This window comes from Candidatus Bathyarchaeota archaeon, from assembly GCA_026014735.1.
Lineage (GTDB): Archaea > Thermoproteota > Bathyarchaeia > Bathyarchaeales > Bathycorpusculaceae > Bathycorpusculum.
The window spans coordinates 37,517-50,202 of the sequence record JAOZHT010000005.1 but is presented as its reverse complement, the minus strand read 5'-3'; the positions used below and the strand labels follow the sequence as shown (position 1 = coordinate 50,202).

The window sequence follows — 12,686 nt, the reverse complement described above, 5'->3', positions numbered from 1 at the left end:
ACAAGAAAGGAGCTTTTAGCTGCCTTCGACTACGAACGCAATTTTAACTATAGCATGGTATTCCTTGATTTGGTTGTTTTCGATGGTTGCTTTGCAGCTTTTGACGTAGATGGATTTGATGTTCTTGAGGGTCTTGGCGGCTTGAGCTAATGCGTTTTTGGCGGCGTCTTCCCAGCTAGTCGGCGAAGCACCAATTAACTCTATAATTTTCACAACAGTCATGTTTTTCACGTTAAGAACTATCTTGGGCAGTGGATATGAACGTCTGTGGCTGCAAAAGGATACAACTAGAAAGCCTTGGGGTTTAAGAGGCGTTTAGTAATGGCTGCAAATCTCTGCATCGTTACCACCAAAGTTTAGTCTTTAGGCTGGAGGGATTGGTGGCTGCTGCTTTTGGAGATAACTCGTCGTTTCGTTTAAATTAGCTTTTGCAGTACAGTTTATCTAACTTCTTTTGCCCTTATTAATCGGCGACGCTTCTATTGGATTGGCGAATAGAGATGAACAAGATCATAGCGGCATCTCTTACTATAATACTGCTTTCTTTTATGGTAGCTGCCCCCATGAAACTCGCCGACGCAGTAGGCGCGTTCTCAGACAACTTTTCAAGCGGCAACTTTAACCAATGGAGCCGATCATTCGTGATATCTGGCGCAAGCCAAACCGTCAGCGACCAAACAGCACGCTTCATCGTTCCCCCTCCAGTTGCCGGAGCCAGCACCTACTCCTACCTAGTAAAGGACGGTTTCACCTCAACCGTGAACAGCACCATAGTTGCCTCACAGGATGTCTTAGTCACCAACGTTCCTAACGGCTGCACACAGGGAAACGGCGCAATATTTTTCCTCTACATATGCGATTCCACTAATCTTAACGGTAACTACGGCAACGTCGGCGTAGGTATAGACGGATCAACTGCCTGGTCACTATGGATAGGGGGCAGCGCCGTGTACACCTATATCTTCCAGACCGCGGGTTCTCCCCCAGTCAGCAACACCTGGTACCATCTTGTCTTAACCATCAACAATGACGCAAAAACAGTGTCCTTAGCAGTGAACGGTGCAGTGGTCATAGCTGCGTCTCAGCAGCAGTTCACCGACAAAACACACCCCATTAGCCTCATGTCGGGGCTGGGCGAGAATTGGTGGAGCAACAGCAAGGAACAACTGGAACTTCAAGTTGACAACGTAGTGCTGGATATCTCAGATTCAGATGCATTGCCCACCACAGTGACGACGCCGCAGCCAGCCCAAGCCACCGCGCCTACCCAGGCCCCCTTGCCTCCGCCGACCAAAACCATAACCCAGACACCAACCGCCACCTCCGCCTCACCCATGCCAACCCATGCAACCCCAACTCCCCCCCAAGATTTTACCTTGCCACTCATACAGCCCGTTGATGGAATAACCTGTTACCTCACAGTTCTGCAGGTTACGATTTTGGCGGTGCTGATTGCTCTTTTAGCTGTAATGTTATGGTATAAGCGGTAAGCAGCTTAGTAGGCGGCAAAGGGGTTGCTTCTAGTTGGATGTCTGATGCAATCTGGTTTTGGGATCTTTTGGATTCTTTTTTATTGATTGTTGAAAACTTTATGAGCTTTCAGGTTAAGATAGTAATTCCATCGGTCATCTATGGGGCAAAGGGCGTTGGATGAGGCAATCCTAACCAGCAATCTCACTAAGCAATACAGAGATGTCTGTGCAGTAGAAAACCTAAACCTCAGCGTACATACAGGCGAAATCTTTGGGTTTTTGGGGCCCAACGGCGCAGGCAAAACCACCACCATCCGCGCCCTCACAGGCTTAACAAGGCCCACCTCAGGAGGCATATGGGTCAGAGGGTACGATGTGGAAAAGGAACCTGACAAAGTCAAAAGAGTCATCGGGGTAGTTCAGCAGCATCTCACCTTTGATTTAGACCTGAACCTGCGGGAAAACATGGACCTGCACGCACGCCTACACCACATCAGCGTCGACGAACGCAGGCAACGAATCAGTGAACTGCTGGAATTCGTTGGTTTAACCAAGCAAAGTGAAAAGATGGTTGAGGACCTATCCGGAGGCATGAAGAAGGCGGCGATGATCGCCCGAGCCCTGCTTCACAGACCCCAAGTGCTCTTTTTAGATGAACCCACAGTGGGGTTGGATGTTCAGGTACGACGCAAAATGTGGGATTTGATACGCAACTTAAGACGAGCAGGCACCACCATATTTCTGACCACGCATTACATAGAGGAAGCTGAGGCCCTCTGCCAGCGGGTAGGCATCGTTAATCAGGGGCGCCTGATCGCCTTGGGTTCGCCCTGGGAGCTTAGAGCGGCAGTTGGCATGGTAACGGTGGAGACGGTTGATGAGGGAGAAGTCACCCATTACGAGCACTTTGCGGAACGACAGACGGCTATACGGTATATCGAGGGCTTGCCATCTAATGTTAAGGCGGCGATCCGCGACTCCAACCTGGAGGATGTCTTTGTAAAGTTAACCGGCAAAAAGGTGGGGGCAGAAAATGTTGCTTGAAACCCTGCAGGATATAGGCACAGTTGTATGGGTTGATCTGCGTTTTCTGCGCCGAAACATAGGCAAAACCATGGCCTTAACCCTCATCGCGCCCATACTTTATCTGCTGGCGTTCGGATACGGCTTAGGCAGAGGCACCAGCATCGAAGGCTACAGCTACCTTGACTTCGTAATCCCGGGAATCATAGCTTTAACGGCGATGACCACTGCCTTTAACACCTCAGGACTTAAACTGCATGTTGACCGCCTATTCTACAAATGCTTCGACGAAACCCTGATGGCGCCTGTGAGTGCTTTTTCGATTATCGTGGGTAAATCCCTAATCGGTGTACTGCGGGGGCTCTTAAGCTCCGCTGCGTTGCTGGCGGTAGCGCTGCTGTTTTCGCCGCTGCCCGCGATGAACCTTCTTTTCGTCTTAACGCTTGTGTTAACCTGCTTTGTCTTTGCTTTTCTGGGCGTCACCGTGGCGTTGCAGGCTAAGACCCATCAGGACATGACGTTGTTTATGAGCCTAGTGATTTTGCCCATGTCTTTTCTAAGCGGCACCTTTTTCTCGCTAAACCAGATTCCCCCTGCCCTAAGCGTAGCCCTATATGCTTCACCGCTAACCCATGCCTGCAATTGTCTGCGGGCATCCGCGCTTGGACAAGCCTTCCCCTGGATTTCACTTCTGGTTCTAGCGGCGTTTGGCGTGGTGTTTTTTGCGCTCTGTTTTGTCGCCTTAAAAAAAGCCATCCGATAAGGCCTCTGGGACCGAAAAATTGTGACCAGATTGCTGCCAAGCATGCAGATTATTGGAGTTAAAATCTGTATCTTGGAACACTTAGAGTTATATTCAGTTTCCGAATAGAGCTTTTGGGCTTCCATGGGGACTCATGATGAAGATTAGGACAAAAAGTCTACTGACGATAGGGCTCCTTACGCTATTGGTTTTCGTAGGCTTTCATGCCTTCAGCGTCTACATGAGGCTTCCAAGCTATGAAAAAGTGGATCAAAGAGAAATAGAGAAGAACCTCGCCCAAGTCATTAACGCCTTTGGTTACCAAAAAGAAAACTTGGCAGTAGCTCTTGTTGATTATTCATCGTGGGATGAAACCTACCGTTTTGCCCTGGGGTCCAACCCTCTATATGTTGATGAGAACTTTGGGGAGGGGACATTTCAAAACTTAAAACTCCACTTCATAGCTATAATAGATAACGATCGGAAGATAATGTATTGTCAATTCTATGATCTTGACGAGTCCCAAAAAGTTGACGCCCCCGATGAATTAATACAGCTCTTAGAAACCGATGCAGTCTTCTCTCCACCAACAGTCGATGCCTCCGTAGTTACAGGTTTCGCCACCTTAAACAATGAACCATTCATAATCGCAAGTGCCCCCATACTTACAAGCCAAAACCAAGGTCCAATCGTGGGCAGAATGATTTTTGGAGAATCTTTAAGCGACCAAATCGGCAGATTGGAGAAAATCTTGAACTTTCATGCCTCAATAGTTTCCCTAACTGATTTTGAGGCTGACAACAACGAAATTGCTCAGCGCCTGCTTTCAGACCCCACTCAGAGAGTAGTGAAAAACAACGATGACCTTATACTGTCAGGTTACGTTTTAGTTAATGATATTCACTCTAACCCCCTTCTTGTTTTGCAGGTAACTAATGAGCGAGTTGCATTTCAGGAAGCAAAGAGCCAGAGTTTCCTTTTTTTGGGGGGATCAATCGTTTTGGCGGTTATCTTAGGAATTGGTTTATCGATTCTCATCGAGACATCGGTGATTAGGCCAATCAAAAGACTTGCCTCAGCGGTAAAGTCAACATCGTTGAATGCTAAGCAACCCCAACAATTCAGTAAAGTCGGTTCAGATGAACTAAACCTCGTTTACAGCGCCGTGCATGAGACTCTGGATAAGAAATTCGAAGCCATGAAGGAGGTTTCTGTGATGGTTGCGCATGACCTGCGCAATCCTTTGGCTGGAATCAAAAACGCCGTTTACGTTATCGGCAAAAGAAACACCAATTTAGATGCCGAGAGCAAAGCGATGCTAAAGACCATCAACGAATGCGTCGATTACTCAGACAAAATAGTTTCTGATTTGCTTGATTTCTCCACTGAAATAAAGTTGGAGAAGAAGCGGTACCCGCTTAAGGAGTTAGTTGATACTTCCCTGCGGCAATTCTCACCCCCCGGCAACATCGCGGTTGCTAATATGACCGGCCCCGAGGTTGAAGTGCTTGTTGACCATGAAAAAATCATTCGTGTGTTCTCTAACCTCGTCAAGAATGCTTTTGACGCCATGCCAGATGGTGGAATGTTATCGATATCGAGTAGAAAAGCAAGAAAGCAAGTTGTCGTTGAGTTTGCTGATTCGGGAGTGGGCATGTCAAAGCAGACTTTGGAGAAGCTTTGGACGCCTTTCTTCACCACTAAAGCTAAGGGTATGGGGGTTGGGTTGCCTATTTGTAAAAAGATTGTGGAGGCTCATGGGGGGAGAATTGAGGTTGAGAGCGCCCTGGGTAAAGGCACGATCTTTAGGGTTTTTCTGGCTTCGGATTGATGCTGGCTCTTGCAGAAGTAGCTGTTAGGAGGAAGAGTTAGGTCTTAAGGCTTAAGTCATGTTAATGGTGACATATTTCGTAATTCGAAATATCCCTTTTAAGCAAAAACGCGCTTATCCTATTCTTGTAAGAAAGGAGCACAACTCACACACACGGGATAGCCAAGTTAAGCGGATCTGGCTGTTAGCAGAAAAGAAGGCGAGCCACACCTACTACTTTTACGCCTCTTATCTGCCAACGCAAGGCTAAATCCGCTTATCCAAACCTTCTACGCTTCTAGAAAAAGCCGCCCGCTTGTTTGCGTTAGTTGCCGCTCTTAGTTAAGTGCAGTTCTCTATGCCGCATATTCGCCTTGACTAAAAAGCAAATTAGCGTTCGCAAGAAACGTTATCTAAAATAAAGCCGCCTTTTAAACTGCGCCAGGCAGCATGGGGCTATTGGATGGATAGAACTCAAGCGATTAATCTCTGCAGAGAAATCCAGTCAAGCGTTCCAGAGTTATCTCCCCAAGGCATCTCCTTTTTGGAGTCCGGACCAAACAATTCCATATCCCTGGGCTACACCATCAACCTCACCGGCGTATGTGCTGAATGCCGAAGGAAAATCCGGCAGCTAATCAAAAATTATCCCTTGGAAGTTAACGAGGGAGACAATTACTTAATCATATACACGCCAAGAGCCATCAAAAACATTTGAGTTGGCGAGGGAGAGTTTTTAGGGCTGCAAGCTGGCTTAAGAGGCTCCGAATTTAGACATTTGCGAGAAAGATTATTAAGCGAATCTGTGGCAATGGTAAATGGTGATGCCATTGGAAGTAGCGATTGACAAGCAAGGACGCATAGTCATCCCTAAAGAAATCAGGGAGAAATACGGCCTGTCAGATGACGGCCGCCTAGAATTAGTTGCGAAAGAGGATTCCATCGAGCTGATTCCATTGGTTGAAGAGGACGATTTAGCAACCCGCTCCCTAAGAGAACCCTGCAAAACAGGCAAATCAGAGGCGCGTGATAAGGTTTTCTCGCGGGAAAAGGCTTGGAAAAGATGAGGCTAATCGACGCAGACATCCTTTCCTATGCGCTCTTCCAGAAACATGACGCTCACCCATACTGCTGGCCGCTGCTCCAGGATGCAGTTCATGGAAAATTAAGCGCCGCAGTCACCGCTGCCAACCTGATGGAAGCATATCATGCATTGGTGGAGGATTATGGTGTGGAAAGAGAAGAAGCCCAATACAAACTTGACGGGTTAACCAGAAGCACCAAAATACGTTTTCTACCTCTGACAGTCGATACTGCCCGAAAAGCCCTTGAAATAGCTAAACTCCACAAGGTCCGGTCATTTGATGCAACCCTAATAGCGTCTGCGGAAACAAACAATATCTCTGTGGTTGTAAGTAACGACGCACACATAGCTAGATTATGCAGAGAACGGGGGTTAATCATCGAAAACCCCATACCTAAAGAGGCATCCAAAAGAATGAGGCTTTAAACGAAGAGGGCAAGGTTGCTTGGCGGGTGGACGGGGATTTGGAGTCTTGACCCCTAACTGAGGATATGATGTATGTTCCGCCCTCAGTTATCCTTCACATGTGTTTCAAGGCAGCTGTTATACTTAAAACCTTAAATAGTTAGTGAACCAAAAAAGGTTAGCAGTCAACTCAGGGTCATCTTTGTTTAATAAACCGTTGTTTGGGTTAAATTACTTAGAGGAAAGACAGTACCGAACCTGGTATGCTAAGGAAGACATCAAACTCGCAAGGTATGGGTTGATCATTGCAGTTGCAGCGTGGATTGCTTTTGCCTTCAACGATTACCAAATTCTGGGGTTGTCTCAAGTTTTCTTCTTCTCGCTAGCAATAAGGGTTGCATTGTCTGCAGTAGCCATATCCGTAGCGGTGTACCTGGCTAAAGTGAACAGTTACCAAGTCTACGATAAAGTGCTGTTCGTTTTGGCTTTTGCTTTAATCATTGCTATGTTGACGTTTAATGCCACTCGCCCCCAGAGTTTCCTTACCCATTCCGTGATTACTGCAGCGGTGATTCTGCTTGTGGGGCTTTACATACCAACCAAGCTTGTCAGCCAAATTATTCTGTCGGCAACTGCCTGTGCAGGCGAGATAATTGTGGTTTCTTCAGGGTTGCCTTGGGATTATGGCTTATTTACCGTCGTGTTCAGTTTGGTAACTGCCTTTTTTGTTACTGTGATTTGCTCGTATAATCTGCAGCTCTTTCGCAGAAGAGACTTCAAGAATATGGCTAACCTATCAGAGATGAAAGTTAAGGTTGAAAAACATTCAAAAGAACTGGAGAGGGTTGTGGAGGAAAAAACCTTGCAGCTTAAGAATTCCGAGAGGCTTAGCGCCATAGGCATGACCGCGGGAATGATTGGCCATGACATCCGTAATCCCCTGCAAGCAATAGAGGGCGATATCTACCTTCTTAGGACCGGTTTAGATGAGATGCCCCAAAGCAGCGTAAAAGAGGAATTGCAGGAAAGCATCCAGGGCATCGAAGACAACATTTCGTATATTAACAAAATCGTTGCTGACCTGCAGGATTTTGCTCGCCCCCTCAACCCCAGTTGTGTCCAAGTGGATTTTCGGGAACAGGTTTTCAAAACCATCGGTGGAATAAAGTTTCCTAAAAACATAGAAATACAAACAGACGTCGATATCCATGAACCGGTGGAAGTGGACCCTGAGTTTTTTAGGCGAGTACTCACTAACCTGGTTCTTAACGGGATTCAAGCGATGCCTAACGGGGGAATCTTAACGGTTCGGGCTCTGGAGAAAGACGGAAACGTAGAGGTTTACGTGGGGGACACCGGTTTGGGTATTCCTGAGGAAATCAAGCCCAAGCTGTTTACTCCGATGGTGACAACCAAGTCTAAGGGTCAAGGGTTAGGCTTAGCGGTTGTTAAACGACTCGTTGAAGCGTTAGGTGGAACAATAACCTATACGAGCCAGAAGGGGAAGGGAACCACCTTTGAAGTTAGGATTCCTTTAAAGCAGAAACAAATCATAGCTTAATTATCCAAGTGGCGGAGTGGCGGGCGGGGAGAGATTTGAACCCCTGCTCGGCTCGAGATTTTGCTTGCGGAGATAACATCACTCAACAACTTCCCTCTTTTCTATGTCTTTAATAGGCCTTCAGGTTTTCTTAGCTGAGTGATGTCTATCGGTGTTAAGGTTAACTGAGTGTCAGTGAAGATAACAAGGGGGTAAAGTCTTTGGTAATATCAGCGGCTGATAGTTCATCTGAGCGCATCTTGAGAATCCTATCTAAAACGCTCGTGGTATGAGTGTTTGTTGCGCGTTTTCTCAAGTTGGCACAGATTGCTAAGAATCGAGAGGCGCAAGCAGTATTCTGCATACGCGAAAATACTTCCTTATCCAGTAATAAACGCGCAACTTGTTGGATCTCGACTTCTTGAAAGCGAGAGATTAACTCGTCATAGTAATCGCTTGCAGCCCATGATAATCCATAGAAGTTTCCAATGCGACACAATATCAGAGTCTTAACATATTCAGCCCTTATAGATTTAGGGATTTTTCCAGTCTTTGGAACTTGTTCGGCTAGCATTTTTGCATGCGATGTTTCATTGTAGAAGTTATTCATTCCGTAGTGTGCGGTGAGCAAATTCTGTACCTTTTCCTGCAATTCCCTTGCAAGGGTTTCTGTAGGAAGGTAGGACATACCTTCTGAGATTTCTAGGAACTCCCTTGCTGCGTCGCGGCGCGTAATATCGGCGTTTGCATCAAATGTTGCAAATTTTAATCCTACTTCGTATCTCCGTTCATCTGGTGATACGTCCCATACCGCTTTGGCAATAAGTTTAATGTTATTCTTGGCGGATGCCGTCATTGCCGGATCAGTGTACATTCCGAAAATTGTTCGCAGGAGCGATGAAGCCATTTCTATGGAAAGATTTTGAACATTTGCGATTGTTGCTTTTACATCTGGAGAACTTAAAACTTTTGTTCTAATATTTTCAAGAAGGAGCCGTATTTGTATAGCTGGTCCCGAGGGTTCTTTACCAATTACTTCTTTAATACAAGTCTCTAGCCAAGTAACAACTTGCAGGCCAGTCAATTGATTCTGATTGGGATGAGCCGCACTAGCCCAATTTCTTACATCTCTTATATAATCAAGATGTTTAAACCCAATGTCCGAGAGTATTCCGGTTAATTGGCAACCTCTGACTAGTTCCCAATCTTCAAGTTTCTCAAGATCTTCAGCGGTATGTAGCTTTGAGCGCCGATTTTGATCTGTCACAACACTACTAAAGAAGAACTCTAGATCAAATCGTGAAGCCTTTTCACGAAGGCTTGCGATTGTTTCATCCCATAGAAAATTTAGTGCTGCATCAAATAGTCCGACTGCACATGCTGCCGTAAATTTCGATATGTAGACTGAACTACTCCTAGCTAAAGGATCGAGACGTTCAACAACCGACGGTAAGTTATTAATGACATTTTTCCTTTCCGGTATTGCTACCAAGACATTTGTAGATGGCAAGCCCAAGGTATTGAGATAAGTCGTTAACTCGCTTGTAAATTCATCAACGTTTTTTTGTATTTGCCCAGGCTGATATGTTGTAATATTAGTTTTTTCTTGGTTAGCCAAATGTAACCCTGCTTTGTGTACTGTCTATCGCCTAAACATTTAGGTCTTACGGTTAGAGCATATGCAACGTTGGTTTCCCCAATAAATAGACTAAAGTTATACAAAGATCCTGTGCGCTTTACACATTAAGGAAAGGCGTATGGGATTGTGGGTGGCGGGCGGGGAGGGATTTGAACCCTCGACCCCCAACTCTGGCGACTGGCTATTTGAGTAATTCTAGGAATTCTTCTTTTGAAAGACCCGTATCTTTGATGATTTTTGTTAGCAACCCTGGGCCTATATCTTCGCCTGGATGCACTGGAACAACGGTAACTTGTCCGTCTGCATTTTTGAGAACAACATGGCTGCCATGCTGCCTCACGATTCTAAAACCTATTTTAGAAAGCGCTTTGATGATTTTTGTTGCTGGTTGGGGCTTCAAACTCATTCAGCTGAAACCTCAACGAATTGAACACCGACCAACTCGGTGCGGCTACGTCTTTGGGCGCCTTCAGCCATTAAACAGGCTTCGATTGCTTCCTTGATGCGCTTCATAACTTCATCAAGCGTTTTAGCTTGTGTATGGCAACCCGGTAACTCGGGAACAGAAGCAACATAATAGCCGTATTCGTCTTTTTCCACAACTACTCCAAACTTCACAGTTATGACCTCTGGATTACCTCATGAGAAACTATTACTAAAGTTTTGTTACCGTAAAGGGTGGCGGGCGGGGAGGGATTTGAACCCTCGACCCCCAACTTAGGAGGCTGGTGCTCTATCCGTACTGAGCTACTCGCCCACGCCGAATGCAACTGATAAAGCCACTTAAATATACAAACCCTTCTATGACAAACAAAAAGCCCTCTGCGATAAACGCTCCGGCGCCCCTGGCTGAGGAAAAGAGCGTTCAAGGGAGCAATAACGTTAGGTTTTGTTGGAATAGTCCCGTATTCGTAACAGCTGTTTATAGCTCAATTTTGCGATTATTCTTCTTTATCGGTTCTTTTTGTTTGAGTCTTTTCGCCCCTTCGGATTACAACCACTAACAAAGCAGTAATGATGCCCACAATAACTATGCCAACCGCTGCCCCACCGATTATCTGCGTTAAACTGAATCCCTGCGCCCACGGTACCTCAGGCGACACAGTTGTATTCGCAGAATCCGTTGAGAAGATTATAGATAATTGGTGGCTACTGAAGTGCGTCGTGTACCAAACGTAGTAGTTAACAGCGTCTTGCGCGTAGCCCTGCTGTTCAGCTGGTTGCCCATCGATAAAAACGGCAAGTGAGTTTCCGTAAGAGGCAGCATTTTTTGGAATTGTGATATTGCTAAACCCTATGGTTCCACTCTGACCAGTCAAGTTAAACGACAACTGGGTGGTTTTGGCAGATTGATTTGTGGTTATAACAGCACTTGAAATCTGTGAACCTGTTATGTTTCCTTTAATTGTGAAGTTAAGCAAAGCTCCAGTGTTTGTGGCCACTTGTATTGTGGATGGCTGCGACTGCGGCTTTGGAGTCGGTGTTTGTTTTGGAGTATTTTCTTGTGACGGAGAATTCGTAGCCGCGGTTGTTGGGTTTGTTTTAGGCGTTGGTTCAGGGGAACCAGGGGAACCAACAAAAGCATAGAGCACATCAAACGAATTGGCGTAGACAATTCCGTTGGCAATAGCAGGCGATGTGCCAACATACGTTTGTGTATCGTAACTCCAAATCACCCAGCCTTCATTAGCATTCAAACAGTATATTTTGTGGTCGTATGATCCAATGTAGACTTTACCATTAGCAACCGCAGGCGAAGCCCCCGCAATCGTGTCCCCCGTGGTATAGGTCCAGATCGCCTCGCCAGTTTTTGCATCCAAACAGTATAGTTTGTGGTCCCAGGAGCCAAAGTAAACCTTACCGTCTACCACTGCCGGCGCCCCTGTGATACTGCTGCCGGCGACATGGATCCATACGAAGGTGCCCTTAGAAGCATCTAAGCAGATGAAACTGCCATCTTTTGTTCCGAAGTAAATTTTTCCTTCTGAAAAAGTCGGTGAGCTGTCAACGATGAAACCGGCATTGCGAATCCATATCATTTCACCGCTACTTGCGTTTAACGCATAAAAGTTATAGTCATGGGATCCAAAGTAAACTATATCATTTGCTACAATGGGGGAAGCTATAACGAAGCTGCCTGTTGTAAAGTTCCATATCAGACTTCCTGTGACTGCATCCAAGCAATACATGTTCTTATCGATTGATCCTATGTATACTCTGCCGCTGATAACCGCTGGAGATGACTGAGTTATGCCTGCACCCGTAGTATATTTCCATATTTGGGAACCTTGAGAGGCATTTAAGCAGTAAACACTTTCGCCTGCCCCTATGTACAACTTGCCGTCCACAACAGTGGGAACTACAGCTTGCATGATATTTGTTTTATTCATATAAACGCTCCAGACCAGAGTTCCCGTTAATGCGTTTAGGCAATAGATGTATCCATTTATCGAGGCAATGAAGACACAGCCATTAGCTAAAACTGGACTTGAATAAGAACTGTGAGTTGTGTAGTTCCATAGAGTAACGTTCGTGTATGGCGCATTTGAAGAGGAATACCCCGAATGAGTTACGTCATGCTGAAGCATTTTCCACTCATCATCAGCCACGGCGTCCGCCACCCCAAAATCTACATCAGGTAAGGTTCCAATTGCCACCAAAAGAAGGAACGCTGAAGCAAACATCACTCTGAACATCGTTTTCTTCATTGCACTCATCTGCGTCTTAAACTTAATTGTTTGGAGAGTAAAAAGCTTATTTGTAGGTTTTTTGACCGAAAATACTCAAAGAAACCTACGAATATATTCAATGATACACTGAAGATCGAGAAAGGGGGAAACCCAATTTTCCGCCCAGTATCTCAGTAAGTTTATCGGAAGTAATAACTCTAAGGTTTAAGTCAGCAAGCAATTGAGAATACAATTCAAGATAACGACTTGTAGTGACTATAACTACTTCAAGGTTTAGCTAG

13 protein-coding genes and 1 tRNA gene are annotated in these 12,686 nt (G+C 45.7%); 8 read left to right on the top strand and 6 right to left on the bottom strand.

Annotation, left to right across the window (positions count from 1 at the left end; all coding sequences use genetic code 11):
- Nucleotides 1-15: 15 nt before the first annotated feature.
- Complete coding sequence (locus tag NWE93_14760; protein ID MCW4001490.1) at nucleotides 16-222, bottom strand: dodecin family protein; 207 nt, start codon at nucleotides 220-222, stop codon at nucleotides 16-18.
- Between the two features lie 278 nt (nucleotides 223-500).
- Here NWE93_14760 and NWE93_14755 point away from each other — a divergent pair, with 278 nt between their 5' ends.
- The 8 genes from NWE93_14755 (at nucleotide 501) to NWE93_14720 (ending at nucleotide 8,097) form a co-directional block, all read left to right on the top strand.
- Entirely contained in the window at nucleotides 501-1,490 is a 990-nt protein-coding gene (locus NWE93_14755) for a hypothetical protein (GenBank protein ID MCW4001489.1), read from the top strand.
- A 156-nt stretch (nucleotides 1,491-1,646) separates the two neighbouring features.
- The gene (locus NWE93_14750) at nucleotides 1,647-2,516 is read left to right on the top strand and encodes an ABC transporter ATP-binding protein (protein MCW4001488.1); all 870 of its coding nucleotides are present in this window, start codon (nucleotides 1,647-1,649) and stop codon (nucleotides 2,514-2,516) included.
- Entirely contained in the window at nucleotides 2,506-3,258 is a 753-nt protein-coding gene (locus NWE93_14745; GenBank protein MCW4001487.1) for an ABC transporter permease, read from the top strand. The genes NWE93_14750 and NWE93_14745 overlap by 11 nt, the downstream gene beginning before the upstream one ends.
- A 133-nt stretch (nucleotides 3,259-3,391) precedes the next feature.
- Nucleotides 3,392-5,068, top strand: coding sequence for an ATP-binding protein (locus NWE93_14740; protein MCW4001486.1), 1,677 nt, complete (start codon nucleotides 3,392-3,394; stop codon nucleotides 5,066-5,068).
- Nucleotides 5,069-5,510: 442 nt separating this feature from the next.
- Nucleotides 5,511-5,765 carry a hypothetical protein gene (locus NWE93_14735; protein ID MCW4001485.1) on the top strand — a complete coding sequence of 85 codons (255 nt, stop codon included), beginning with the start codon at nucleotides 5,511-5,513 and terminating at the stop codon, nucleotides 5,763-5,765.
- Nucleotides 5,766-5,871: 106 nt separating this feature from the next.
- Nucleotides 5,872-6,114 carry an AbrB/MazE/SpoVT family DNA-binding domain-containing protein gene (locus tag NWE93_14730; GenBank protein ID MCW4001484.1) on the top strand — a complete coding sequence of 81 codons (243 nt, stop codon included), beginning with the start codon at nucleotides 5,872-5,874 and terminating at the stop codon, nucleotides 6,112-6,114.
- Nucleotides 6,111-6,557: a type II toxin-antitoxin system VapC family toxin gene (locus NWE93_14725; protein MCW4001483.1), complete on the top strand. Its 447-nt coding sequence runs from the start codon at nucleotides 6,111-6,113 to the stop codon at nucleotides 6,555-6,557. The genes NWE93_14730 and NWE93_14725 overlap by 4 nt, the downstream gene beginning before the upstream one ends.
- Nucleotides 6,558-6,738: 181 nt before the next feature.
- Nucleotides 6,739-8,097 (top strand): ATP-binding protein, encoded by a 1,359-nt coding sequence (locus NWE93_14720; GenBank protein ID MCW4001482.1) that lies wholly within the window; start codon nucleotides 6,739-6,741, stop codon nucleotides 8,095-8,097.
- A 160-nt stretch (nucleotides 8,098-8,257) separates the two neighbouring features.
- Here NWE93_14720 and NWE93_14715 read toward each other — a convergent pair whose 3' ends face one another.
- The 5 genes from NWE93_14715 to NWE93_14695 form a co-directional block, all read right to left on the bottom strand.
- Entirely contained in the window at nucleotides 8,258-9,694 is a 1,437-nt protein-coding gene (locus NWE93_14715) for a hypothetical protein (protein ID MCW4001481.1), read from the bottom strand.
- A 202-nt stretch (nucleotides 9,695-9,896) separates the two neighbouring features.
- Nucleotides 9,897-10,121: a type II toxin-antitoxin system HicA family toxin gene (locus NWE93_14710; protein ID MCW4001480.1), complete on the bottom strand. Its 225-nt coding sequence runs from the start codon at nucleotides 10,119-10,121 to the stop codon at nucleotides 9,897-9,899.
- On the bottom strand, nucleotides 10,118-10,333 hold the full coding sequence (locus NWE93_14705) for a type II toxin-antitoxin system HicB family antitoxin (GenBank protein ID MCW4001479.1): 216 nt from the start codon (nucleotides 10,331-10,333) through the stop codon (nucleotides 10,118-10,120). Before NWE93_14705 ends, NWE93_14710 begins: the two co-directional genes overlap by 4 nt.
- 61 nt (nucleotides 10,334-10,394) lie before the next feature.
- Nucleotides 10,395-10,472, bottom strand: a tRNA-Arg gene (locus tag NWE93_14700).
- Nucleotides 10,473-10,656: 184 nt separating this feature from the next.
- Nucleotides 10,657-12,432 carry a PQQ-binding-like beta-propeller repeat protein gene (locus tag NWE93_14695; GenBank protein ID MCW4001478.1) on the bottom strand — a complete coding sequence of 592 codons (1,776 nt, stop codon included), beginning with the start codon at nucleotides 12,430-12,432 and terminating at the stop codon, nucleotides 10,657-10,659.
- Between the last annotated feature and the right edge of the window lie 254 nt (nucleotides 12,433-12,686).